Genomic DNA, 24,420 nt, shown 5'->3' with positions numbered 1-24,420 from the left:
GCCTGACGATGGGTGCGGAGGACCGGTCCAGACCGGCCCTCCGCACCCATCGAGCGGTTTCAAAGCCTAGCAAGGGCCGTGGGCAATTCACGCAGATCGGCGATGGTCAGCGTTCCGTCCGGGAAGGGGTGGCGGCCGTCGGCATCGCGCACCCCGACGAAATGCAGGTTGAGGGCCGTCGCCGCCGCATAATCCTGAACGGCATCGCCGACGAAGGCAACGCGGTCGGGACGCAGGCCGTGGCGGGCGATCAGCATGGCTGCCGTCTCCGCCTTGCTTGGCGGGCTGCCATGGACGGACACGAACCGGTCGGTCATGCCACGTCGCTCGGCGATGCGCAGCATTTCCTCATGCGGCGTCGCGGAAATGATGAAAAGGGCGGGCCGGCCGGCATGGGTGGCCAGGAAGTCCGTCGCGCCGGGAATTTCGGCGCAGGCGATCACCGCCTCCTCCACCGCTGCGGCAAAACCGGCGACCATCCGGTCCAACCGCTCCTCGTCCACGGCGCGGCCGAGGATGTCGCGCTCGAAGCGCGCCAGCTTTTCCCGCCGCGGCATGCCACCGTTGTCCCGGTGATAGGCGCGGATGGCGTCCTGAACCTCCGGGCCCTCATGGGCATACAGTGTGGCGAAGGTTTCGCCCTTCAGGTCGTTGGAATCGCACAGCACGCCGTCGAAATCGAAGATGACCGCGTCCCACCGTTCCTGCAGCCTGCCGTCCATACCGTACTGTCTCCTGATCTCGATTGTTGAGAAGCGATGCCGGTCATGGGAAGCCGGACAAGGATCGGGCGCACCTTGCGCCATCGCCAACAGGCCGGCAGCGACCTTGCGCATCATTTCGCTCGACGATGCGAGGTCAACCGTCGCCATGGATGGCTCCTGATCTCGATCGGCTGGCACTATGGGAGCTATGGCAAAGCCTGTCAATTTACCGGCAAGTCCAGGGTGAGGCGCCATTTGTGCCGCTTCGTTGCGAACCTCGACGGCAAACGGAGACATGTAAAAAGCCTCCGCTGCCGCAGGCACCTCCGTCGAACTTTGCAACCGACCCAAGGATCGTGAGGTTTCAGGCCGCGACGAGCGCGGCGGCGAAGCTGCGGTAGCTGTGCAGCGGGCGGCCCAGCAGCCCGGTCAGCCGTTCGACGTCGCCGGCTTCGGGGATCATGCCGTCGCTGACATAGCGCTCGGCCATCAGGCGCATCTCATAGGCGGTCCATTTCGGCATGAAGGAGGCCATGGTCTGCTCGAACCCGCTGGGATCGTCCCCGCCATAGACCACGGTGCGGCCCAGCAGATCGGACCAGATCGCGGCCACCTGCGGACCCGTCAGCGTGTCGGGGCCGACGAGGTTGATGATGTCCACCGGCAGTTTTCCCGGCGCCCGGTCACGGCGGATCAGTTCGATGGCCGCAACCTCGGCAATGTCCCGTGCGTCGATCATCGCCACGCCCTTGCTGCCGATCGGCATCGGGTAGACGTCGTGGTTGGTGATCACGTCCTTGATCATCAGCTCGTTGTCGATGAAGTAGGACGGGCGCAGGATGGTGGCGCTGAAGCCCATTTGGTCGAGCATGCGCTCGGCGCCGAACTTCACGGCGAAATGCGGCACGTTCACCGCACGGTCGGCCTCGAACACCGACTGATAGACGACCCGCTCGACGCCGGCCTCCCGCGCGATGTTCAAGGTGACGATCGCCTGGGTGAACTCGTCGCCGGTGACGGCGTTCAACAGGAACAGGGCGCGGACGCCGCGGAAGGCGGCGCGCAGCGCATCGATGTCCAGCATGTCGCCCTGGGCGATTTCCACGCCGGCGGGGAAAGCGGCCTTCGACGGGTCGCGGGTCAGCACGCGCACCTCGGCGCCGCGCTTGACCAGCTGGTCGACGACATGGCGGCCGACACGGCCGGTGGCTCCGGTAACGAGGATGGTCATGGGGTTCACTCCGCTTTGGGGTTCGGTTGACGCCCTTGACTTTACCGATCCATGCAGGGTCCGATAGGCGGCGAATTTGGACAGATCGTCTCACTGGTGGAACGGATGGACCTGCTTGCTTTGGCCGATTTCAATCTGGTCGCCCGCCACGGCGGGTTCGGCAAGGCGGCGCGCGCGGCCGGCCGGCCAAAGGCGACCTTGTCGCGGCGCGTCGCGGAGTTGGAAGCGAGCCTGGAGCTTCGCCTGTTCGAGCGCGGTTCCCGGACACTCAAGCTGACGGCGGAGGGCCAAGCGCTGTTCGAGCGGACCGGCGCATTGCTGACCGAACTCGACGAGACGGCGAAGGCGATTGCATCCGGCGGCCACAGCCCCCGTGGACGGTTGCGGATCAGCGCGCCGCTGCTGTTCTCGCAGACCGCCATCGGCAAGCTGGCGGCCGGATTCCTGCGCAAGTACCCGGAGGTTCGGCTTGAGATCGTCACGGAGGACCGGGCTGTCGACATGGTCGAGGAAGCCTATGATCTGGTCATCCGTGTCAATCCGGACCCGGACGCGGGCCTTGTCGGACGCGTTTTCCTGCGGGATCGCCTCGTCGTGGTGGCAAGCCCGGACCTGTCGTTCCCCGCCGGCAACGACACCGTTCCCGTCGTCACCCGTGGATCGCCGGGGCAAGTCGGAGGAAGGTCCGCATTGTGGGAGATTGCGACACCGGACGGCCCGTCGACCATCGTGGTCGAGCCGATGCTCAGCCTATCGTCCTTCATCATGGTCCGCGATGCGGTTCGCATGGGCGCAGGGGCCGCCCGTCTGCCGCTGTCGCTCGCCGCTCCCGATCTGGCCGCCGGCAGGCTGGTGAAATGGGGCAATGTGGCCGGATCCGAAACGGAGTTGTGGGTGCTCTACCCGACGCGGCGGCTGCTCAACGCGCGCGTCTCAGCCTTCCTGGAGCATCTGAAGTCGGCGTTTCCGCACGGAACCCCGGAAGAACTTGCGGCCTATGTCGAGGGGTGACGGGACGGTTACCCGGACTGCGCCCCTTCGCGGTGGCGGCGCACATGATCGATCAGGGCGCGGAGCTTGGGCGTCACCGTCCGCCGGCTTGGAAAATACAGGAAGAAGCCGGCGAAGGGCGGCAGCCAGTCGTCGAGGATCGTGACCAGCTCACCGCGTTCGAGATAGGGCTGGAACGTCTCCTCGATCCCGAAGGTGATGCCAGCGCCGGCGAGCGCCGTGCGCAGCATCAGCAGCATGTCGTTGGTGGTGATCTGCGGCTCGACCGACACGTCGAACGCGTGTCCGTCCTTCTCGAACTCCCACCGGTAGGGGGCCGTGTCCGGCTGCGGTCGCCAACCGATGCAGCGGTGGCTGACGAGGTCGCGTGGGTGCTCCGGCGTCCCATGACGGGCGAGATAGCCCGGTGTCGCCACCGCGATCTGGCGCTGGTCGCCCGTCAGCGGCACCGCGATCATGTCGCGCTCGATGACCTCGCCGAGACGCACGCCCGCATCGAAGCCGGCAGCGACGATGTCGAACTCCAGATCGGTCACCGTCACGTCGAGGGAGATGCCAGGATAGGCCTCGCTGAAGGAGGCGATCAGCGGCCCGGACAGGAAGCGCTCGGCAATCGAGGTGGCGGCGATCCGCAGCAGACCGCGGGGTTCTGCCGCCGAGCCGGACGCCGCATCGATGGCGCTCGCGATTTCGGCCAGCGGGGTTGAGATCTGCGCCAGGAAGCGTTCCCCGGCTTCGGTCAGCCGCACGCTGCGGGTGGTGCGGAGGAACAGCGCTTGTCCCAGCGCCGCCTCCAGGCGCTGGACGCCCTGGCTCACGGCCGAGCGCGTCACCCCGAGGCGGTCGGCCGCCGCACGGAAATTGCCGGTCTCCGCCACCGCGGCGAACAGGGTCAGGAGATTCAGGTCGATCTGCATTGGTTAGCTGTTCTAACCGCAGCGTCCAGCAACAGGCAAGTTATCTCGACAGCGGTTCAGTGCCAACTTCTGGTCACGGACGGCGACTGAACGGCGTAATGACCGCCGCTGGCAGCCGTCGCAACCACCGAGACACAGGAAATCGTCATGACCATCGACCAAGTCGTTCTCGTCACCGGTGCGTCCAGCGGCATCGGCGAGGCCACCGCGCGCATTCTCGCCGGGGCCGGTGCCACCCTGATGCTGGGCGCGCGGCGGACCGGGCGTCTCGACGCGCTTGTCCGGGAAATTCAGGCGAAGGGCGGCAAGGCCGCCGCCCGCGCCCTCGACGTGGCCGACCGAGCCAGCATGGAAGGCTTCGTTGCCGAAGCCAGGGACCGCTTCGGCCGGATCGACGTCCTCGTCAACAATGCCGGCGTGATGCCGCTTTCCCCGCTCGCCTCCCTGAAGGTTGAGGAATGGGACCGGATGATCGATGTCAACATCCGTGGCGTCCTCCATGGCATCGCCGCCGTCCTCCCGGTCATGGAGGCGCAGGGTGGCGGGCATGTCGTCAACATCGGTTCGGTCGGCAGTTTCGAGGTGGTGCCGACCTCCGCCGTCTATAGCGCGACCAAATTCGCGGTACGGGCCATCACCGACGGATTGCGGCAGGAAAGCGAGACGATCCGCACGACCTGCATCTATCCCGGTGTGACGCGCTCCGAACTCGCCGACACCATCACCGACGAGACGGCTGCCCGCGCGATGGTCGAATACCGCCGAAACGCAATCGAACCGGACGCCATCGGCCGTGCCGTCCTTTTCGCCATCGAGCAGCCGCGGGATGTCGGTGTCAACGAGATCACCGTCCGCCCCGTCGCCCGCGGTTGAGGGCAGAACCCGCCGATCCGTCGGGAGTTGCCGGGGCTGTTCGCCCCGGCCGCCTGCCGCGCGTCATGCACAGGGCAGCCCTGTGTAAACGGTAGATAAACTTGACGATGCCCGCAAATCCTTCGTAAAAATTGCGTCATGAACACGCAAGGGGGAATAAATGTCGGGCAGAGAGAAATTTTCTCTTAAAAAAGCGCTTCTCATCGGCGCGTGCATGTTCTTGCCGATGCAGGCGAGCGCCGCGTCGCCATCCACGGATACGCTCGCCGCGAAGCATGCATCTGCGAATTACAAGGAATTTGTCGAGCTTCTCGCCATTCCCAACGATGCAGTTGTTCCGGCTGACATTCAGAAGAACGTCGCATGGCTGGAGCAGGCCTTCCGGAAGCGCGGCTTCCAGGCGCGTGCGCTGGAGAACAACGGCAAGCCGATGCTGTTTGCCGAACTGCCCGGCGCCGACCCTGCCAAGAAGACCATCCTGTTCTATGCCCATCTGGACGGCCAGTCGGTCACTCCGCAGCAGTGGAAGCAGAACAGCCCCTGGGACGCCACGCTGAAGCAGAAGACCGACAAGGGCGAGTGGGAGACGATCCCGCTGGAGAAGCTGTACGGCGATCAGGTCGATCCGGACTGGCGGCTGTTCGCGCGGTCGTCGTCGGACGACAAGGGTCCGATCATGATGCTGCTGACGGCGTTCGACGCGCTGAAGGAAGCCGGCCAGAAACCCAGCGTCAACGTCAAGATCATCCTCGATTCCGAAGAGGAGAAGGGGTCGCCGTCGCTGGGCGAGGTCATCCGGCAGAACGCCGAGCTGCTGAAGAATGACGCGCTGCTGGTGCTGGACGGCCCGATGCACCAGACCAACAAGCCGACGCTGGTGTTCGGAAACCGCGGCGTCGCCCAGGCGACGCTGACGGTCTTCGGCGCCAAGCAGGGCCTGCACAGCGGCCATTTCGGCAATTATTCCGCCAACCCGGCGATGCGGCTGGCGCAGTTGCTGGCATCCATGAAGGACGAGACCGGCCGGGTCACCATTCCCGGCTATTACGACTCCGTGAAGATCGATGCGGCGGCGGAAAAGATCATGGCCGCCGTCCCCGATGACGAAGCGGCGCTGCGCAAGCGGTTGGGCATCGCGCAGGCGGAGAAGGTCGGCAAGAACTATCAGGAGGCGCTGCAATACCCGTCGCTCAACGTCCGCGGCATGGCGGCGGGCGATGTCGGCGCCAAGGCGCGGACGATCATTCCGGAAAGCGCCGTCGCCGAACTCGACCTGCGCACGGTTCCGGAAACGCCGCCTGAACAGCTAATCGGCATGCTGAAGACGCATATCGAGGCGCAGGGCTATCATCTGGTCCAGGGCAATCCGACGGACGAGGACCGGGCCAAGTACGACAAGCTGGCCTCCCTGGCTTCGGAGGAGGTATCGGCCTCCAGTTCTGCGGCGCGGACCGACATGCAGGCTCCGGTCGGCGACTGGCTGTACCGCTCCTTCAAGGCGACCTATGGCGAAGAGCCGGTGCGCATCCGCATGATGGGCGGCACCGTGCCCACCGGCGCGGCGGTCGAGGCGCTGAAGGTGCCCTTCGTCATCGTCCCGCTGGTGAATGCCGACAACAACCAGCACAGCTACGACGAAAACCTGCGCGTCGGGAATTTCGTATCGGGCGTGAAGGGCCTGATCGGACTGCTCCAGCAGCCGTTCTGATCCCCGAAGCGGTGCGTCCGGGCTCCCTGGCGCGGCGCACCGCCTGACCGAATGTGCTCGACACCGTGGCGGGCTCAGCCTTTCATGGGCCGACGCGGGCATGTCGTCAGCAGGCGTGGCCCGGCGTCGGTCACGAGAACGGTCTCGCTCAGGGCAACGCCCTGCGCCGACGCATACATGTGGAACACCTGCCCCGGCTCCAGACGGAAGTCGGCTCCGGGGTGGAAGGACTGCGAGAAGTCGCTCGGCCGCGGCGTGCGGGCATAGAGGCCCATGGCGTAGCCGGTCACGTTGCCGTAGTCGCTTCGCAGCCCGGCATCCAGCACCGCCGTCCGCAGCAGGGAATCGACATCGCGCGCCGCCGCTCCCGGACGCATGGCGGCGATCTGCCGGTCCTGAATCTCCGCCAGCTGTTGGAAGGTCTCCCGCGCCCCGGCCGGCGGGTCGCCGACGAAGACCGGCCGCATCAGCCGTGCGCCGTAGTTGCCGACCCGCGGCGTCAGTTCGACATGCAGGATGTCGCCCGGCATCAGCGTCCGGTCGAGACCGCTGCCGTGCAGGAAATCGACGTGGCCGCCGGTTCCATGGCCGCCCGACACCAGGATCGGCCCCGGTCCGCCGTCGTCGGCGCCGAACCGGAGCTGTGCCGCCGCCGCTGCGGCCGCCACTTCCCGCACCGTCCGGCCGGGAGGGACATGGCCTTCCAACCCCAGCATGCATTGGTCGGCGATGGCCGCCGCCGCTGCGATGGCGTCGATCTCGTCGACGAACTTGCAAGCGCGCACACGGTCGCTCACTCCCGGCAGCGGAACGAACCGGGCGTCAGGGAGCAACCCGGCAAGGCGCTGCGCGGTGGAGGCGGTGTGGCCGTAGGAGACCGGATCGACGCCGATCCTCGCGCCGGAGAAGCCGCGCGCCGCGAGCGCTTTCGCCACCGCGCCATGCGGATCCTCGTGGTCGTCGAAGGTCGCCACCTCTTCGAACCACACCCCGGACCGGCAGGGGCCGGCATCGATGGAGCGCAGGACGAAGCAGGGGGCGCCCTCCATCGGCACGATGACGGCGCGGTAGAGCGTTTCCGACACGGTGTAGCCGCAGATCCAGGCGATCAGCTCGGCATGGTCGGCCAGGAAGGCGTCGCAGCCCCCGGCCGCCATGGCCTTGCGCAGCCGGGCCATCCGCGGCGCAAAACGCTCGGCCGCTGCGCCGCTCATCCGCAATCCTCCACGCCGCAGATCTCCAGGATGGTCAGCATGTAGACGCGGATCATGTCGAGATAGTCGTCGATGTCGACGCGCTCGTCCGGCATGGTGTTGTAGCGGCCGCCGGGACCGCAGACGACGCCCTCCATGCCGCCGGAATGCTGGAGATGGCCGGCGTCGGTGCCGTAGAAGCCGGGCGGGGTGATGGCGCCGGTCGGCTGGTCGGTGCCGCGCACCGCACGATAGGCGCGGTTCACCGCCTGGACGATGGCGCTGTCCTTCGCCACCTCGAAGGTTGGCATGGTCGGGGTGCCGCCGCGGTCCTCGGAGAAGACGCTGGCCTTCAGGCCGGGGAAGCGCGTCTCCAGCGCGTCCAACTCGCGCCGCAGGTCGGCCAGCGCCCCGTCCTCGCTCTGGCCGGTGGCGTAGCGGGCCGAGCCCTTGATCCGCACGAAGTCGGCAACCTGGGGCGAGCGCCACTCGTGCAGTTCCTTGCCCAGCGCGCCGTGGACGACGCCGACATGGACGCGGTTGATCGTCGCGTGCTCCGGCGACTTGGCGCCGGACAGGGCCAGGGCGTTCAGCCGCGGGATCAGGTCGCAGGCGGCGACGACGGCGTCGACCGCCTCCTCGCGCTTGGACAGGTGGCGGGTGTCGCCGACCAGTTCGATGACGAAGCTCAGCGCCGCCGCGTGCATCGTCATCGCCTGGAGGTCGGTCGGCTCGCTGTTGATGAAGCAGTCGGCGCGCAGCCCCTGCTCCATCAGCGCCAGCGTGCCGACGCCGCCCTGAAGCTCGCCCACCACATAGGTGAGGATGACGTCGCCGCGCAGCTTCACCCCGGCGTCGATCAGGGTCTTCACCGCGCAGAAATAGGCGGCGTCGCCCGCCTTCATGTTGGAACAGCCGATGCCGTAGATAAACTTGTCGTCGATCTTTCCGCCCCAGGGATCGACGGTCCAGCCCTCGGTCACCGGGTTGGTGTCGATGTGGCCGTTGAACAGCAGGCTCTTGCCGCCGCCGGTACCGCGCCAGCGGCCGACGGCGTTGACCCGCCCGCCGGGCACCGGCGTCAGTTCCGCCTCCAGCCCCAGGCCCGACATGGAGGCGGCCATGAAGCGGGCCAGTTCGCGCTCGCCCTCGGTCTGGCTGTAGCTCTTGTGCTGGACCATCCGGGCCAGGAAGACGAGGGCGGCATCGGTGTCGAGACGGGCGAGAATCTCTGCGGTGTCCATGGGAGGGATCCTAAAGGGTCAGCCGACGGGCGTCGGCGAGGCGGCCATCAGGTCGCGCGTGTAGGGGTGGACATGGTCGGCGTCGACCGCGTCGATGGGCAGCAGGTCGACCAGCTCGCCCCGGCGCATCACGGCGATGCGGTGGGCGATCTGGCGGATCAGGTTGATGTCGTGGGTGATGAAGAGATAGGCGGCCCCGGTCTCCGCCCGCAGCGCCAGCAGCAGCTCGATGATCGAGGCCTGGACCGAGACGTCGAGCGGGGCGGTGATCTCGTCGCAGATGACCAGCGAGGGCTTGGCGGCGAAGGCGCGGGCGATGGCGACGCGCTGTTTCTCGCCGCCGGAAAGCTGGTGCGGCCAACGCGCGGCGTAGGCGGCCGGCAGCCGCACCTGCTCCAGCAGCCGGCCGATCTCGGCGTTCAAATTGGCCGACCCCGTGCCGAACAGCTTCAGCGGGCGCGATAGAATCTCCCCCACCGTCTGGCGCGGGTTCAGCGAGCCGTCGGGATGCTGGAAGACGATCTGCACCGCGCGGCGATAGGCGCCGTCCATGTCGCGGGCCGAGCCGATCGGCCGGCCGTCGAAACGGATGCCGCCGGAAAACTCGGCCAGCCCGGTCAGCGCCCGCGCGATGGAGGATTTGCCGGAGCCCGATTCGCCGACGATGCCCAGGATCTCGCCGGCCTTGATGTCGAAGCCGACCGCGTGGGTCGCCGGTGGCGGGGGCGGACGGAACAGGCGCGGCCGGGCATAGCGGACCGAGACCGCCTCGGCGGCGAGCAGGACGCGCTCCCCCGGCCGGTCATGAACCAGCCGGTTTTCCGGGCGCGGCACCGCGGCCACCAGCTTGCGGGTCTCCTCGTGGGCGGGGCGGGCGAAGATCGAGGCGGCCGGCGCCTCTTCCACCAGCCGGCCCTTCTTCATCACCGCCACCCGGTCGGCGACGCGCGAGACCAGGGCGAGGTCGTGCGAGATGTAGAGCGCCGCGACCCCGGTCTCGGCGCGCAGCCGGGCGAAGAGGTCGAGGATGCGGGCGCCGGTGATGACGTCGAGCGCAGTGGTCGGCTCGTCGAAGACGATCAGTTCCGGCCGGCAGCCGAAGGCGGTGGCGATGAGGATGCGCTGCTTCTCGCCCCCTGAGATCTCGTGCGGATAGCGCCGCATCAGCGCGTCCGGATCGCGCAGCTCGACATGGCCCAGCAGTTCCAGCGCCAGATCCCAGGCGGCGCGCCGGGTCAGGCCGCGGTTGTTGACCAGCGTCTCCGTCACCTGCCGGCCGACGGTCAGCGTCGGGTTCAGCGCGGTCGAGGGATCCTGGAACACCATGCCGATGCGCCGGCCGCGGATGCGGGTCAGCTCGCGCGGTGGCAGGCTGCACAGGTCGGTGTCGCCGAGCCGGATGCTGCCCGTCAGCTCGCGGGCGTTCTTCGGCAGGTGCCGCATGATCGCCCAGGCCAGCGTGCTTTTGCCCGAGCCGGATTCGCCGACCAGCCCCAGCACCTCGCCGGGTGCGATGTCGAGGCTGATGTCCTGCAGGACCCGCAAGGGACGGCTGCCGGTGAGGTAATCCAGCGTGTAGTCGCGCAATGAGAGGACTGCGGTCATCGTTCGTCCCGCGGGTTCATGGCGTCGCGCAGCCCGTCGCCGAGCAGGTTGAAGGCGATGGCGGTCAGCGCGATGGCCAGCGACGGCGCTATGAGGATCCAGGGCGCCTGATGAACGTACTGGCGCGCCTCCGCCACCATCAGGCCCCATTCGGAAGCCGGCGGCTGGGCGCCGAGGCCGAGGAAACTGAGGGTGGCGAACAGCATCACCGCGAAGGAGACGCGGATCGTCGCCTCGATCACCACCGGGGCCATCACGTTGGGCAGCATCTCGCGGAAAATGATCCAGGACGCGCTTTCGCCGCGCACGGTGGCCGACTTGACATAGTCCTGGCCGCGCACGGTCAGCGCCACCGCGCGGGTGACGCGGGCCATGCCGGGGGCGAAGGTGACGGCGATGGCGATCATCGCGTTGCCGGCGCCGTTGCCGAGCGTGCTGACCAGCAGCAGGGCGAGCAGCAGGCCGGGCACCGCCATCACCGCGTCGATGGTGCGCATGATCGCCTCGTCCCAGCGCCCGCCGAGATAGGCGGACGCGGTGCCGACCACGGCGCCTGCGACGGTGCCGAGCAGGGTGGCGGCCAGCGCCATCGGCAGGGTGGAGCGGGCGCCGACCAGCAGGCGGCTCAGCACGTCGCGGCCGAACTGGTCGGCGCCGAACCAGTTCTGGGCGCCGAGCGAACGGAAGCGGCCGAGGAAGTCCATCTTCTCCGGGTCGTGGGGGGCCAGCCAGGGGCCGAACAGGCAGGCGGCGGCCAGCACCGCCAGCAAAATCAGGCCGATGGCGCCTTGCGGCGTGCGCATCAGGCGGCGCAGCAGGTCAGTCATAGCGGATCCTCTTGTCGAGGACGGCGTAGGCGACGTCGGCCAGCGTATTGGCGACGGCGTAGGTCGCCGACATGATGAGGGCGCCGGCCTGGATCGACGGCAGGTCGCGGGCGGTGACCGCCACCATCAGCTGCCGGCCGATGCCGGGAATGGCGAAGATCTCCTCGATGACGATGATGCCGCCCAGCAGATAGCCGACATCCAGCGCCACGATGGTGACCACCGGCAGCAGCGCGTTGCGCAGGGCATGGCGGACCAGCACCGTGCGCTCCGGCAGCCCCTTCAGCCGGGCGGCGCGGATATAGTCGCTGTGCAGCACGTCGAGCGTTTCCGACCGCACCATGCGGGCGACATGCGCCACCAGGATCAGTGAGGCGGTCAGCACCGGCAGGGCCAGATGCCGAACCGCCCCGCCGAAATCCTCCAGCGGGGAGACGTAGCCGGTGGCCGGCAACCATTGCAGGGTGTCGGCCAGCAGCATGGCGAGCAGCGTCGCGGTGACGAACTCCGGGAAGGAGACCCCGAGATAGGAGATCAGCCCGGTCGCCATGTCGGCCAGCTTGCCTTGCCGCACCGCTGCCAGCATGCCCAGCGGCACGGCGATCACCAGCATGACCAGAATGGCGGCAACGGCCAGCAGAAGCGAGCGGCCGAGCGCCGTCAGCATCTCCGGCCCCACCGGCTGGCCGGTGCGCATCGACAGGCCGAAATCGCCGGTCGCGGCGTGCCCGACCCAGCGCAGATACTGCCACCAGATCGGGTCGCCGAGGCCGAGGCGCTCGCGGATCGCGTTCAGCGCCTCGGCGGTGGCGTTCTCGCCCAGCAGGGTGACGGCGGCGTCGGCGGGCAGCGCCTGGGTGATGCCGAAGACCAGCACCGACACGATAAAGACCGTGTAGAGGATCAGCGCCAGCCGCCGCAGGAGCCAGGATGCGCTCACGGCCTCAACTCCGCTTGGGCGCAGCCGCCCCGAGCGAGACGAAGTCGAGGCGGAACACCGAGCCGCGCGGGTGGAGGTCGTAGCCCTCGACATAGTCGCGCCGCGCCGCCAGCAGGTCGAAGAAGACCGGGATGACCGACGGCACCTCGTCATGCATCAGCTGCTGCGCCTTGGCGTAGAGCGCGGCACGCTCGGTCTCGTCGGTCTTGGTCCGCGCCTCGGCGACCATGGCGTCGAACGCCTTGTTGTTCCAGCGCGTCTCGTTCCAGGCGGCGTCGGACGTGTAGAGCAGCGAGAAGACGGCGTCGGCGGTCGCCTGCATGTTGTAGAAGCCGACGTAGAAATTGCCCTTCTTCCACACCTGATCCAGGTAGGTGGCGTGCGGCATGGTCTGCACCTGGATGCGGAAGCCGGCGGGCTTCGCCATCTCGCGGATGGCGACCGCCAGCTCGGTGCGGGTGCCCGGCTTGTCCGACGCGATCATGGTCAGGTCGACGCCGTTGGGATAGCCGGCCTCGGCCAGCAGCTTCTTCGCCTGGGCGATGTCGGCCTTGCGCAGCGGCTGCTCGCGGTAGAAGCGGTAGGCCGGGCTGATCGGCGTGTCGTTGCCGGGCGTGCCGTAGCCGCCGGCAACGAAGCCCACCATCGCCTCGCGGTCAATGGCGAGCGCAAGCGCTTTGCGGACGCGCGGGTCGGAGAAGGGCTTTTGGTCGCAGCCCATGTTGACGTTCAGGAACTGGCCCGACGGCACCCGCAGCGCCTTGACGCCGGAGGCCTTCTCCAGCCGCTGGTATTCGCCGGGGGCGGTGCCCAGCATCAGGTCGATGTCGCCGGAGATCAGCGCCGAGGCCTCGGCGGTGCGGTCGGGATAGACCAGCACCTCGACCCGGTCGAGATAGGGGCGCGCCGGGTCGTAATAGGCCGGGTTGCGCTCCACCACGATCTTGCGGTCGGGTTCGAAGGAGACCAGCTTGAACGGGCCGGTTCCGACGGCGCTGCGTGACAGGCTGTCGAGGTCGGTCTCGATCACCTTGGCCGGGACGATGCGGGCGTTGGTGTAGGCCAGCGCAACCGGCAGGTCGGCATAGGGCGAGGTCAGGCGGAACAGCACGGTCCGCTCATCCTTGGCCGTCACCTCCTTGATCGGGCCGACATTGGTGCGGCCCGGCGAGGCGGTCTTGGGATCGAGGATGGCGGTGAAGGTGGCGACCACGTCGGCGGCGGTGCAGGGCGAGCCGTCATGGAAGGTCAGGCCCGGCCGCAGGACGAAGGTCCATTCGGTCAGCGTTTGATCCGGCGACCAGGATTCGGCGAGGTCCGGCTCCACCTTCATGCCGGCGGCGAGCCGCGTCAGGCCGGAATAGAGCAGCTCGGCCACCAGATATTCCGGGTTCACGCGGGTGCGCAGCGGGTGGATGACGCTGGCGGCCTGATCGACCGAAATGCGCAGCACGCCGCCGCGGCGCGCGGCGCTCTGCTGGGCGAAGGCCGGTGCTGCACCGGTCAGGCTGAAGGCGGGCAGGGTGCCGAGGCCGGCGGCGGTCCCGGCGAGGAAGAGGCGGCGGGTCACGGAACTCATCGGTCGGACTCCTTCTGCGGGCCGCGGCCTGGGGTCGGCACGGCGTTCGGATAGGTGTTCTGGTCGGTCTTTTCGGGGATCAGGTCGGGGGCGAAGCCGGCGGCCAGATAGGCCAGCACGCTCTGCGCCAACGCCACGATGTCGGCGACGGTGGTGTGTTCGTCGGGGGAATGGACGTTGCTCTCGGGCCGGCCAAGCCCGGTCAGCAGCACTTCCTGCATGCCGGTGCGCTGGACCCAGCCGAAGTCGGAGCAGCTGGCCGCCCCCCAGGCGCGGAACTCGTCCGGGCGGTAGCCGAAGCCGGCCGACAGCGCCGCCTGCCAGCGCGACCAGTGCGGGCCGGTCGGATCGCCGGTCGGGGCGAGATGGCCGACCAGCTGGATGTCCACCGCGATGCCGGGGCTCGCTGCCATCGCACGGGCGACGGCCGTTTCGATCTCCGCCCGCGCCTCCTCGTAATCCTCTTCCGGCGCATAGCGGCGGCAGACCAGGATCTCGAACAGCGAGGGGACCTGCCCGCCGCAGATGCCGCCATGGGCGGCGGCGATGTCGAGCCGGGCAGCCAGCGGCCCGGAGGCGGTCGGCGGCGGCGGCAGGGCCGAGGTCCGTTGCGCCACCACCGGCTTGAGGTCGGTCAGCGCCTGGAGTAGCGGCAGCGCCGCCTCGATGGCGTTGGCGCCGGAGCCGGACTTGTTGCCCTCGCCGGCATGGACGGTGTGGCCGTGCAGCCGGATCATCAGGTTGAACAGGCCGAAGCAGCCCGACCAGATGCGCGGTGCCGCGCTGCCGTTGAAATTCAGGACATGGCCCTTCAGCAGTCCTTGTTCGGCAAGGTAGCGCACGCCGGGATAGAGCCCGCCCTCCTCGTCGGTGCAGAACAGCAGCATCGGGTCGTAGGCGAGCGGCAGGCCGCAGGCCTTGGCGGCGCGCAACGCCAGCAGCACGGCGGCAATGGTGCCCTTCATGTCGGCGGCGCCCAGCCCGTACAGCCGGTCGCCCTCGCGGGTCAGGCGAAGCGGGTCCTTGTCCCAGCCGGCGGCGGCGGGCACGGTGTCGACATGGAAATACAGTCCGAGAACCGGCTTGCCCGTCTCGCGTTCGCCGATGAGATTGGTGCGCCGGCCGGACGCCGGCCCGCCGGGCACCCGCCAAAGGGCGTCGGGGACGACGACCCGGCTGGAGCGGAAGCCCAGCGGGGCGATCAGCTCATCCATCAGGTCGGCGAAAGCGTCGTAGCCGGCACCGGGGGGAAAGGACGTGTCGACAGCGATCATACGGGCGAGATCGGCCACGGCGGGTTCCGCCGACCGCGCGATCCAGGCCATCGCCGCATCGAGGCCATCGTCGCCGGTGGTCTGGCCGCTTCCGTGCCGATTGTCCATGACAGGCTCGCTGTTTTCTATATTCTATAAAGAAATGTGACCGGCGCACAAATCTTTGTCAATCGTCAAGATTCGAGCAATTTCTGGCTATTTTCGAGGCGGTAGTGAACAAAAAGACGGCAAACATGGCGGGTGACCTGCCGATCCCGCTCTACGAGCACGTCAAGCGCCGCATGGCGGAAGCCATTCTGCTGGGCGAATGGCCGCCCGGCATGGTGCTGCCGGGTGAGGTCGCGCTGGCCGCCGATTATGGGGTTGCGGTGGGAACGATGCGCCGTGCGCTGGCCGACCTGACCGCGGATGGCATGCTGATGCGCAGGCGCAAGACCGGGACGGTGGTCACCGGGCGCACGCCGCAGCACAGCCTGCGCTTCTTCTTCCAATATTACCGCCTGCATGGCGGGGACGGCCAACTGCTGTTGTCCGAGGCGGTGGTGACCGAGGTCGGGCATAGCCCGGCCACCGCAGACGAGGCCGCCCTGCTGGGCGAGGCACCGGGCGAGCCGCTGATCCGCATCGCGCGGCTGCGCCGGGTGGAGGGGCGGGCGGTGATGCGCTCGCACATCGCGCTGGTGGCCCGCCGGGTGCCCGATTTCCCGCTGGAACCGTCACTGGTGCCGCAGCGGCTCTACCTCCACCTGCTCGACGTCCACGGCATCCGCATTTCCGCCGTGCGCGAGCGGGTCTCGGCCGGGCTCGCCACGGCCGAGGATCGCGCCGACCTCTGCGTCCCCGACCCGACGCCGCTTCTGGTCATCGACGAGGAGGCGTTCGACCAGACCGGAACCCTGACCATCATCAGCCACCACAGGACGCTGACGGACGAGCACCGCTATGTGAACGAAGTGCGCTGACGGACGAGAGGGCATGGCACCGTCGACAGCGGTTGACCGATATCCCGCGGTGCGGGAGCGCCCGACGCTTCAGATGTGCAGGTATGTTTCCTGAATGTCGGCCGCCCGACCCAGATCCGCGCTGCTGCCGCTCCACACCGTGCGGCCCTTCTCGATTACCGCGCAGGCGTCGGCGAGGCGCAGAACCGCCAACAAATTCTTGTCCACCAGCAGGATCGACTGGCCCTCGCGCTTCAGCGTCTCCAGCACCGCCCAGATTTCGGCGCGGATCACCGGTGCCAGCCCCTCGGTGGCCTCGTCCAGGATCAGCAGGCGCGGGTTGGTCATCAGCGCCCGGCCGATCGCCAGCATCTGCTGCTCGCCGCCCGACAGCCGGTTGCCCAGATTGCGGCGGCGCTCACGCAGGCGGGGGAACAGCTCCCACACCGCCTCCAGCGTCCAGCGCGCAGCCCCGGCGCCTGGGCCATTCCCACGGGCGGCGGCGGTGGCGACCAGGTTCTCCTCCACCGTCAGGGTCGGGAAGATCTGGCGGCCTTCCGGCACCAGCCCGACGCCAAGCCGCGCTACCCGGTGCGGCGGCATGCGGCCGATGCCCTGGCCGTCGAAGCTGACAGTGCCGCCCCAGGGCGGGATCAGCCCCATCACGGCGGAGATGGTGGTCGTCTTGCCCATGCCGTTGCGACCCATCAGCGCCAGCACCTGCCCGGCCTCGATGGACAGCGACACGCCGAACAGCACTTGGCTCTGGCCGTAGCCCGCCGTGAGATTGTCGATCTTCAGCATCACGCCAGCGCGTCCTCTCCAAGATAGGCGGTGCGGACTTCCGGGTGGCCGCGGATCTCGTCCACTGTGCCGGTGACGATGACGCGGCCATAGACCAGGACGGAGATGCGGTCGGCCAGGGCGAACACTGCCTGCATGTCATGCTCGACCAGCAGGATGCCGTAGCGGCTGCGCAGTTCGCGCAGGATACCGATCAGCCGCTCGGTCTCCTCCGGCCCCGCCCCGGCCAGCGGCTCGTCGAGCAGCAGCAGGCGCGGGTTCATCGCGATGGCGATGGCGAGTTCGAGCTGCCGCTTCTCGCCATGCGACAGGGCGGCGGCGGTGCGGTCGGCGACCCGTCCCAACCCGACTGTGTCCAGCGCCGCGCGTGCCTCTTCGTTCAGCGCCTTCTCGGTCGCGACCGGGCGCAGGAAGCGGAAGGAGGAGCCGCTGCGCGCCTGCACCGCCAGAGCGACGTTCTCCAGCGCGGTGAAGCCCGGAACGATGCTGGTGATCTGGAAGCTGCGGGCCAACCCCAGCCGGGCGCGGCGCTCGAACGGCAGGGCGGTCACGTCCTGGCCGGCGAAGCGGATGGTTCCGCGGTCCGGGCGCAACGTGCCGCTGATCTGGTGGATCAGCGTGGTCTTGCCCGCCCCGTTGGGGCCGATGATCGCATGGATCTCCCCCGGCAGGACGGTCAGCGACACGTCGGAGGTCACGGTCAGCGCGCCGAAATTCTTGCTCAGGCCGTGCAGTTCCAGCAACGGATCAGGCATCGGCGCTCCTCCGCTTGGGCGAGGCGAACCGGAAGGCGGCGCGCAGGCGCAGCGGCGCGCCGACCAACCCGTCCGGCAGGAACAGCACCGACAGCACCAGCAGCGGCCCGAACACCAGCCGCCAATAGACCAGCAGGTGCGACAGCGTTTCCTCCAGCAGCACGATGGCGAGCGCCCCCAGGATCGCGCCGCCGAGCTGGCCGACACCGCCGAGGATGACCATGAACAGCAACTCCCCCGACCGGGTCCAGGACAGCAGGGCAGGGGACACGAACTCCGTCGCGTTGGCCAGCAGGGCGCCGGCCAGACCGCCGACCGCCCCTGCCATCACATAGGCGACCAGACGGTAGGGGTAGGGCTGGAAACCCACCGCCAGCGCCCGCTGCGGATTCTCCCGCGCCGCCCGCAGCACCCGGCCGAACCGGCTGCCCAGCAGCAGAGTGCCGCCTACCCACACCAGGGCCAGCAGGCCCAGGCACAGGAAATGAAAGGTCAGCCGGCTGTCCATGATCCGGCTTCCCAGCCACTCGGTGCGGGCATAGAGCGTGTAGCCGTCGTCGCCGCCCAGGCTGGAGAAGGAGGAGGTGGTGAAAAAGGCCATCTGGCCGAAGGCCAGCGTGATCATGATGAAATGAACGCCGCTGGTGCGCAGCGACACCGCTCCCGTCACGAGCGCATAGACGGCCGCCGCGGCGATGGCGGCGGGGAAGACGATCAGCCCCTCGCTGACCCCGGCGGCATCGAAGGCGACCACGGCATAGGCGCCGATCCCCATCGTCGCGGCATGTCCCAGGCTGACCAGCCCGGCGCCGCCGACCAGCAGCGACAGGCTGACAGCCGCCATGCCCAGGATCATCGCGCGTGCCAGCAGGCTGAGCGCAAAGCCGTCGCCGAAGCCGAAAAAGGGGGCCGCCGCCAGGGCAAGCAGCGTGACCAGGGCCAGACCATGTTTGCGGAAGGTTTTGCGGAACGGGGCGGTCATGCCGCGCGTCCTCCCGGAAAAAGCCCGGCCGGACGGAAGAACAGGATGGTGGCCATGACGATGTAGACCAGCATGGAGGCCAGCGCCGCCCCGGTCTGCCGGGCCGCAGACGGGTCGAGCAGCAGCCGCAGCAGGTCGGGCAGCATTGCCCGTCCGATGCTGTCGAGCAGTCCGACCAGCAAGGCGGCGATGAAGGCGCCGCGGATGGAACCGACGCCGCCGATGACGATCACCACGAAGCACAATATCAGCACGGTGTCGCCCATGCCCGGCGCCACCGGGAAGATTGGGCTGGCCAGCGCCCCGGCGAAGCCCGCCAGCATCGCCCCGAAGGCGAAGACGACGGTGAACAGGCGGCGGATGTCCACCCCCAGCGCCGACACCATGGCGGGGTGGGTCGCCCCCGCCCGCACCAGCATGCCGGCGCGCGTCCGCTCCACCAGGAACCACAGCAGCAGCGGCACCACGATGCCGATGCCGATGATGACCAGCCGATAGGTCGGGTAGAGCAGCCCGGGCACGATCTCCACCCCGCCCATCGGGCCGCCGGTCAGCCCGGACGGCTCCAGCACGGTCTGCGGCGCGCTGCCCCACAGCGCCCGCGTCGCCTCCTCCACCGTCAGGATCACCCCGAAGGTGGCGAGCACTTGGGCGAGATGGTCGCGGCGGTAGAGATGGCGGAACACCAGCCATTCCAGCGCCAGCCCGACCAGCAGCGCCACTGGCAAAGCCAGCAGCGCCCCCAGCCAGAAGCTGCCGGTCCACACCCCCAGCGTGGCGGCGACATAGGCACCCAGCATGTATTGGACGCCATGGGCCAGATTGATCAGATCCATGACGCCGAACACCAGACTGAGTCCGGCCGCCACCAGGAACAACAGCACCCCGAATTGCAGGCCGTTGAGAGCCTGCACCAGAAGCATGGACATCGCGAAAGCCCCCCCGTCAGCCCGTCCCGCCCATCACCCCATCTTGCAGGAGGCGGCGTAGCCGTCGGCATCGGCGCTCAGCACCTTGCGCACGGTTTCCGTCTGGAACTTGCCGTCGGCGCGCTTGGCGACCTTGCACAGCCAGAAATCCTGGATCGGGAAATGGTTGGGCCCCAGCCGCAGCGCGCCCCGCACCGACGGGAAGTCGCCGGCCTCCAGCGCCGTGCGCAGCGCCGCCTTGTCGGCGACGTCGCCCTTGGTCCGGCGGATCGCCGCGTCCAGCATGTGGGCGGCGTCATAGGCGTGGGCGGCGAAGTTCGACGGGACATAGCCGTAGGCCGCTTCGAACTCCTGCACGAAGCGGCGGCTGTGCGGGTTGTCGAAGTTGGGCGCCCAGGTGGCGGCGGTGTAGAAATCGAGAGCCGACTCGCCCTGGGCCGGCAGGGTCGATTCGTCGACGGTGAAGGTGGACAGGAAGGGGATGTTGGCGAGCCCGGCCTGACGGTACTGCCGCACCAGATTGACGCCCAGCGCGCCCGGCATGAAGGTGAAGATGGCGTCCGGCTTGGCGGCGGCGATCTTGGTGACCTCGGTCGAGAAGTCGAGCTGGCTCAGCGGCACATAGACCTCGTCGACCACCTCGCCCTTGTAGCGGCTGCGGAAGCCGGCCACCGCGTCCTTGCCGGCCTGATAGTTCGGCACCAGGATGAACACGCGCTTGTAGCCCAGGTCCTGCGCCGCCTGCCCCATGGTCGCGTGCGGCTGGTCGTTCTGGTAGGCGCTGCTGAACAGGAAGGGGCTGCATCCCTTGCCGGCGAGGGTGGAGGGACCGGCGTTGGCGGTGATCAGGAAGGTGTTGCTCTCCGTCACCGGGCGGACGATGGCCTGCAGCATGTTGCTGAACACGACTCCGACGACGAAATCGACCTTGTCGCGCTCCAGCGCGGCGCGGACCTTGGACACCGCCACGTCGGGTTTCAGCTCGTCGTCGATCACCAGCGTCTCGACCGCCCGGCCGCCGAGCTGGTTGTTCAGCCGCGTCACCCCCGCCAGCCAGCCGTCGCGCAGATGCGTCCCCAGCGCCGCCCCCGGACCGGACAGCGTGCCGACGAAAGCCACCTTCACCGCCTGATTCTGCGCCCGCGCGATGGACGGTGCGAACGCGAATCCCCCGGCGGCGGCGACGGTTGCGGCTGATGCGGTCGTGGTGAGAAAGCTGCGACGATTCATTGATGGATTTCCCTGTTCCTGATGTGTCGGAAGCATACCCTCGCAGTCCGGCTTTTGGCATCCGTGTCTGTGCGGTGCGCCGGTTGTCCGTGGTGGGAAGCGAACTGTCCAGATCCGAAATCCGGTTCTTCCGAACCGGACCGGACTGTCTGGAAGGACGCCCGATGGCGGCGATGGCCCGGTTACGGGGGGCAAATGCTTCGCCCTGGCCAGCGCGCCGTCATGCCGACACTGAAAAGAACGCGGGAGAAACCCGTTCCAACTGTCGCCGGCAGAAGGAATGCCGGCTCAGAAGGCTATTGTCCGGCCTCCTCCGCAAGAACGGGGCGGGCTCCGATCTGGTTCATCCAGCCGAACCAGTCCTCGAGATGCCAGGTGTGGGTCAGCCTGCCGTCGGCGATTCGGTGGAATTCGTGGATCGCCACCCGGAAGGACCGCCCGGTCGGGGCAATCCCGAACCAGTCGCCGCTGTGCGTTCCGGTCATCACCGCCCGCACGGCGGCACGGCCGGGTGCACCGATGATGTCCAGAACCTCGATTTTGGCGTCCGGGAACGCTGCGAGAAATCCGCGAATCAGCGGCTTCATTCCCTCGCGGCCCGGCTGCTGGCCGGGATTGAGGGGAATGTCCTGCCAATCCTCGGTCACCGCCTCGTCGAGAAGGTCCGGGTTGCCGTCGCTGAAGGCGCGGTAGAGCGTCTCGACGGCGCGGAGTTCCTGCGGCGTGAGCCCGGTTCCGGTCACGGTGTCGTCCTGCGGTGCCATGGGGCTTGTCCTTTCGGGGATGCGATGAGGGGACGCTACCCGATGACCCGACATGCTTGAAATCGATCCTCAATATATGAAAACATCCATACCATGGATTTGCATGGCATCGACCTGAACCTGCTCGTCGCCTTCGATGCTTTGATGGCGGAGCGCAGCGTCACACGGGCCGGGGCCCGCATCGGCCGGACCCAACCGGCCATGAGCGCCGCGTTGGCCCGCCTGCGTGGGCTGCTGAAGGACGAGTTGTTCGTCCGCGGGCCGCATGGGCTGCAACCGACCCCGCTGGCGCTCGACCTGGCTCAACCGATCGGCCGGGCCCTGACCGAACTCCAGCAGGCACTGGCGTTCACGCAGAGCTTCGACCCGTCGACCTCCACCGCCAGCTTTACCCTGGGCCTGTCGGATCACCCGACCTTTGCCCTGCTGCCGGCCCTGCTGGAAATCCTGCGCGAACAGGCGCCGGGCGTCACCCTGCGCATCCGCAACTTCATCGCACGGGACGATGCCATCGGCATGCTGGACGCCGGCGAGGTCGATCTGACGGTCGGCGTGCCGCCGACCTCCAGCGGCAGGATTCTCAGCCGCATCCTGTTCGAGGAGCGTTTCGTCTGCGTCGTCCGCAGGGGGCACCCGACTGTACGCCCGCCGCTCGAACTGAACGGTTTCCTGGCGCAGTCGCACCTTCTGGTGTCGCCGGAGAATGAGAGTTACGGGGTGGTCGATGCAGCCCTGGCAAAGCAGGGATTGAAGCGCCGGCTGGCCCTGACGCTGCCGCAACTCTATGCCGCTCCGGCCCTGGTGGCGCAAACGGACCTGATCGCCACCCTGATGGAAGGCGTGGTCGCCGCCTCGGGACATGCGGAGCGGCTTTGCATCATGCCGGCCCCGCTCGACCTTCCGCCGATTCTCTTCGCCCTGTCCTGGCACCGCCGCAACGACGTTCACCCGGCACAGCGCTGGTTCCGCGACCTGCTGGCGTCGGTTCCGCACCGCGCCGGACTTCGTCCCTCTGCCGAGACGGCTATCTGATCGGGCGGTGAGCCTGTTCGGCGAGGCCGGTTCAGGAGCCTGCCGCTTCCGTCTTGAGCAGGCTGACGATGGCATCCGCGATCATGCGCTTGTGCCGGGTGCGCGTGTCGGTGGCGGCGAGATTCTGATGGAAGATCAGGTTGAAGGTGTGGCGGTTCGACACCCGGAAGAAACAGAAGGCGCTGATCATCAGATGCAGATCGATGGGCTGGATGTCGGCCTTGAACACACCCACCGCCCGGCCGCGCTCCAGAATGCGGGCCAGCGTGTCGATGACCGTGATGTTCAAATTGGCGATGGCCTTTGACTTCTTCATGTGTTCGGCGCGGTGGATGTTCTCGATGCTGACCAGCCGGATGAAATCCTCGTGCTGCTCCTGATAGTCGAAGGTGAAATCGATCAAGGCGCGGATCGCCGCTTCCGGGTCCAGATTCTGGAGGTTCAGCCGGTTCTCGATGGCGCGGATGTCGCCATAGACCTTCTCCAGCACGGCAAGATACAGCTCCTCCTTGCCGCCGAAGTAATAATAGATCATGCGCTTGGTGGTGCGGGTGCGTGCTGCGATGGCATCGACCCGGCCGCCGCTGAATCCCAGCGAGGCGAACTCCTCCGTTGCCACCTCAAGGATGTCCTGGCGGGTGCCTTCCGGATCGTTCTTGCGGCTCGGCTTGGCTTTTGGAGTTGTTCCGGTCGCGTCGTCCGCCGTCATGCCCTGTTCCATTTTCATGCGGCGCAGAAAGCGCCTTCAACGGAGGTAATGGACGAACATGATAGAAAGCTCAATGGCGGAGTGGTGGAGCGTGCGGACACGCTCCACTTTGAACTCGCCGGTCAGTTCGAGGCGCGCTTCTTTTCGATGGTGGCATAGGCCTGGGTGACCAGTGCATCGCCGATCTCGGCCTTGTACTTGTCGACCACCGGCTTGACCTTCTCGCGAATCTTGGAGAGTTCGTCGGCCGGCAGTTCGTCGATGGTCATGCCCTTCGCCTTCAGCGACGCCAGCGCGTCAGCCTCCTGCTCGCGCGACAGCTTGCGCTGGAAGACGGTGGCTTCAGCGGCAGCGCTCTGGAACAGGGCCTTTTCGTCGGAATTCAGCGTGTCCCAGAACTTCTTGGAGATGATCAGCGACTGCGGGTTGTAGATGTGCCGCGTGATCGTCATGTATTTCTGGACTTCGTTGAACTTGGTCAACTCGATGGTCTTTGCCGGGTTCTCTTGCCCGTCGACGGTGCCGGTTTCAAGCGCGCTGTAGAGTTCGGGGAAGGCCAGCGGCACCGGGTTGGCGCCCAGCGCCTTGAAGATGTCGATGTAGATCGGCGTCTGGATGACGCGGATTTTCAGGCCGGCGATGTCGGCGGCAGTCTTCACCGGCCGGCGGTTATTGGTCAGGTTGCGGAATCCGAGGTCCCAGAATCCGAGCCCGACCAAGCCCTTTTCCGGCAGCTTTGCCATCAGCTGCTCGCCCACCGGACCGTCCAGCAGGGCGTCGGCCTCGGTCGCGCTGTTGAACAGGAAGGGCAGGTCGACCAGCGCGAATTCCTTGGCCTGGGACACCAGGATGCCGGCATTCATCACCGACATCTCGACGATGCCGCCCTGCAAAGCCGACACGGTCTGCACGTCGCCGCCGAGCGTGCCGCCGGGGAACAGCTTGACCTTGATCTTGCCGCCGCTCTTCGCCTCGACGATGTCGGCGAATTTCTGCGCACCCTGGCCCTGCGGATGCTCCTTGACGTTCTGGAAGGCGAATTTGACCGAACGGTCCTTGTAGTCCGCGGCGGCGGCGGCACCCGCGAACAGCAGGCCGGGCAGCAGCAGGCCGGCGAGCAGGGATTTCATGTGCGTCTTCATTGGGTTTCCTCCGGGTTTTTTCTTAC

At 67.7% G+C, this 24,420-nt stretch carries 23 protein-coding genes; 5 read left to right on the top strand and 18 right to left on the bottom strand.

What is annotated here, in order from left to right; all coding sequences use genetic code 11:
- Positions 1 to 59: 59 nt before the first annotated feature.
- Both TSH64_RS20640 and TSH64_RS20635 read right to left on the bottom strand, forming a co-directional pair.
- Positions 60 to 1,001 (bottom strand): HAD-IA family hydrolase, encoded by a 942-nt coding sequence (locus TSH64_RS20640; RefSeq protein WP_247873062.1) that lies wholly within the window; start codon positions 999 to 1,001, stop codon positions 60 to 62.
- Between the two features lie 67 nt (positions 1,002 to 1,068).
- Complete coding sequence (locus TSH64_RS20635) at positions 1,069 to 1,935, bottom strand: NmrA/HSCARG family protein (RefSeq protein ID WP_109447819.1); 867 nt, start codon at positions 1,933 to 1,935, stop codon at positions 1,069 to 1,071.
- A gap of 105 nt (positions 1,936 to 2,040) precedes the next feature.
- Between TSH64_RS20635 and TSH64_RS20630 the strand changes: the two genes are divergently transcribed.
- Positions 2,041 to 2,946, top strand: coding sequence for a LysR family transcriptional regulator (locus tag TSH64_RS20630; RefSeq protein WP_109447817.1), 906 nt, complete (start codon positions 2,041 to 2,043; stop codon positions 2,944 to 2,946).
- 8 nt (positions 2,947 to 2,954) lie between these two features.
- Here the strand turns inward: TSH64_RS20630 and TSH64_RS20625 are convergent, their stop codons facing one another.
- Positions 2,955 to 3,863: a LysR family transcriptional regulator gene (locus TSH64_RS20625; protein WP_109447815.1), complete on the bottom strand. Its 909-nt coding sequence runs from the start codon at positions 3,861 to 3,863 to the stop codon at positions 2,955 to 2,957.
- A gap of 147 nt (positions 3,864 to 4,010) precedes the next feature.
- On the opposite strand from TSH64_RS20625, the gene TSH64_RS20620 reads away from it, so the two are divergent.
- On the top strand, positions 4,011 to 4,736 hold the full coding sequence (locus TSH64_RS20620) for an SDR family oxidoreductase (protein WP_109447813.1): 726 nt from the start codon (positions 4,011 to 4,013) through the stop codon (positions 4,734 to 4,736).
- 214 nt (positions 4,737 to 4,950) lie between these two features.
- Positions 4,951 to 6,444: a M20/M25/M40 family metallo-hydrolase gene (locus tag TSH64_RS20615; RefSeq protein ID WP_199237617.1), complete on the top strand. Its 1,494-nt coding sequence runs from the start codon at positions 4,951 to 4,953 to the stop codon at positions 6,442 to 6,444.
- A 74-nt stretch (positions 6,445 to 6,518) separates the two neighbouring features.
- Here TSH64_RS20615 and TSH64_RS20610 read toward each other — a convergent pair whose 3' ends face one another.
- Genes TSH64_RS20610 through TSH64_RS20580 form a run of 7 tightly spaced genes read right to left on the bottom strand, consistent with a single transcriptional unit; the run spans position 6,519 to position 15,214 of the window.
- Positions 6,519 to 7,658 (bottom strand): Xaa-Pro peptidase family protein, encoded by a 1,140-nt coding sequence (locus TSH64_RS20610; protein ID WP_109447809.1) that lies wholly within the window; start codon positions 7,656 to 7,658, stop codon positions 6,519 to 6,521.
- On the bottom strand, positions 7,655 to 8,881 hold the full coding sequence (locus tag TSH64_RS20605) for a M20/M25/M40 family metallo-hydrolase (RefSeq protein WP_109447807.1): 1,227 nt from the start codon (positions 8,879 to 8,881) through the stop codon (positions 7,655 to 7,657). The genes TSH64_RS20610 and TSH64_RS20605 overlap by 4 nt, the downstream gene beginning before the upstream one ends.
- Before the next feature lie 18 nt (positions 8,882 to 8,899).
- Positions 8,900 to 10,486, bottom strand: a complete 1,587-nt coding sequence (locus tag TSH64_RS20600; RefSeq protein WP_109447805.1) for an ABC transporter ATP-binding protein — start codon at positions 10,484 to 10,486, stop codon at positions 8,900 to 8,902.
- On the bottom strand, positions 10,483 to 11,313 hold the full coding sequence (locus TSH64_RS20595; protein ID WP_109447803.1) for an ABC transporter permease: 831 nt from the start codon (positions 11,311 to 11,313) through the stop codon (positions 10,483 to 10,485). Before TSH64_RS20595 ends, TSH64_RS20600 begins: the two co-directional genes overlap by 4 nt.
- A complete protein-coding gene (locus TSH64_RS20590) occupies positions 11,306 to 12,253 on the bottom strand; it encodes an ABC transporter permease (RefSeq protein WP_109447801.1) in 948 nt (315 codons plus the stop codon). The genes TSH64_RS20595 and TSH64_RS20590 overlap by 8 nt, the downstream gene beginning before the upstream one ends.
- 4 nt (positions 12,254 to 12,257) lie before the next feature.
- The gene (locus TSH64_RS20585; RefSeq protein WP_109447799.1) at positions 12,258 to 13,832 is read right to left on the bottom strand and encodes an ABC transporter substrate-binding protein; all 1,575 of its coding nucleotides are present in this window, start codon (positions 13,830 to 13,832) and stop codon (positions 12,258 to 12,260) included.
- Positions 13,829 to 15,214: a M20/M25/M40 family metallo-hydrolase gene (locus tag TSH64_RS20580; protein WP_109447797.1), complete on the bottom strand. Its 1,386-nt coding sequence runs from the start codon at positions 15,212 to 15,214 to the stop codon at positions 13,829 to 13,831. The genes TSH64_RS20585 and TSH64_RS20580 overlap by 4 nt, the downstream gene beginning before the upstream one ends.
- Before the next feature lie 125 nt (positions 15,215 to 15,339).
- On the opposite strand from TSH64_RS20580, the gene TSH64_RS20575 reads away from it, so the two are divergent.
- The gene (locus TSH64_RS20575) at positions 15,340 to 16,068 is read left to right on the top strand and encodes a GntR family transcriptional regulator (RefSeq protein WP_109447795.1); all 729 of its coding nucleotides are present in this window, start codon (positions 15,340 to 15,342) and stop codon (positions 16,066 to 16,068) included.
- A gap of 69 nt (positions 16,069 to 16,137) precedes the next feature.
- Here the strand turns inward: TSH64_RS20575 and TSH64_RS20570 are convergent, their stop codons facing one another.
- The 6 genes from TSH64_RS20570 to TSH64_RS20545 form a co-directional block, all read right to left on the bottom strand.
- Positions 16,138 to 16,851 (bottom strand): ABC transporter ATP-binding protein, encoded by a 714-nt coding sequence (locus tag TSH64_RS20570; protein ID WP_109447793.1) that lies wholly within the window; start codon positions 16,849 to 16,851, stop codon positions 16,138 to 16,140.
- Positions 16,851 to 17,606: an ABC transporter ATP-binding protein gene (locus tag TSH64_RS20565; protein WP_109447791.1), complete on the bottom strand. Its 756-nt coding sequence runs from the start codon at positions 17,604 to 17,606 to the stop codon at positions 16,851 to 16,853. Before TSH64_RS20565 ends, TSH64_RS20570 begins: the two co-directional genes overlap by 1 nt.
- The gene (locus tag TSH64_RS20560) at positions 17,599 to 18,588 is read right to left on the bottom strand and encodes a branched-chain amino acid ABC transporter permease (RefSeq protein WP_109447789.1); all 990 of its coding nucleotides are present in this window, start codon (positions 18,586 to 18,588) and stop codon (positions 17,599 to 17,601) included. Before TSH64_RS20560 ends, TSH64_RS20565 begins: the two co-directional genes overlap by 8 nt.
- Positions 18,585 to 19,517 carry a branched-chain amino acid ABC transporter permease gene (locus TSH64_RS20555; protein WP_109447787.1) on the bottom strand — a complete coding sequence of 311 codons (933 nt, stop codon included), beginning with the start codon at positions 19,515 to 19,517 and terminating at the stop codon, positions 18,585 to 18,587. Before TSH64_RS20555 ends, TSH64_RS20560 begins: the two co-directional genes overlap by 4 nt.
- A 33-nt stretch (positions 19,518 to 19,550) precedes the next feature.
- Positions 19,551 to 20,747, bottom strand: a complete 1,197-nt coding sequence (locus TSH64_RS20550; protein WP_109447785.1) for an ABC transporter substrate-binding protein — start codon at positions 20,745 to 20,747, stop codon at positions 19,551 to 19,553.
- Between the two features lie 296 nt (positions 20,748 to 21,043).
- Positions 21,044 to 21,511, bottom strand: coding sequence for an ester cyclase (locus tag TSH64_RS20545; RefSeq protein WP_109447783.1), 468 nt, complete (start codon positions 21,509 to 21,511; stop codon positions 21,044 to 21,046).
- A gap of 93 nt (positions 21,512 to 21,604) precedes the next feature.
- On the opposite strand from TSH64_RS20545, the gene TSH64_RS20540 reads away from it, so the two are divergent.
- A complete protein-coding gene (locus tag TSH64_RS20540) occupies positions 21,605 to 22,543 on the top strand; it encodes a LysR family transcriptional regulator (protein ID WP_109447781.1) in 939 nt (312 codons plus the stop codon).
- Positions 22,544 to 22,574: 31 nt separating this feature from the next.
- On the opposite strand, the gene TSH64_RS20535 is transcribed toward TSH64_RS20540, so the two are convergent.
- Together TSH64_RS20535 and TSH64_RS20530 are read right to left on the bottom strand one after the other, a co-directional pair.
- Positions 22,575 to 23,252, bottom strand: coding sequence for a TetR/AcrR family transcriptional regulator (locus tag TSH64_RS20535; RefSeq protein ID WP_109452868.1), 678 nt, complete (start codon positions 23,250 to 23,252; stop codon positions 22,575 to 22,577).
- A 122-nt stretch (positions 23,253 to 23,374) separates the two neighbouring features.
- Complete coding sequence (locus tag TSH64_RS20530; RefSeq protein ID WP_109447779.1) at positions 23,375 to 24,394, bottom strand: TRAP transporter substrate-binding protein; 1,020 nt, start codon at positions 24,392 to 24,394, stop codon at positions 23,375 to 23,377.
- Between the last annotated feature and the right edge of the window lie 26 nt (positions 24,395 to 24,420).

Source organism: Azospirillum sp. TSH64, from assembly GCF_003116035.1.
Lineage (GTDB): Bacteria > Pseudomonadota > Alphaproteobacteria > Azospirillales > Azospirillaceae > Azospirillum.
Note: the sequence above shows the minus strand (reverse complement) of the source record. Positions and strands in the feature narration are given on the sequence as shown.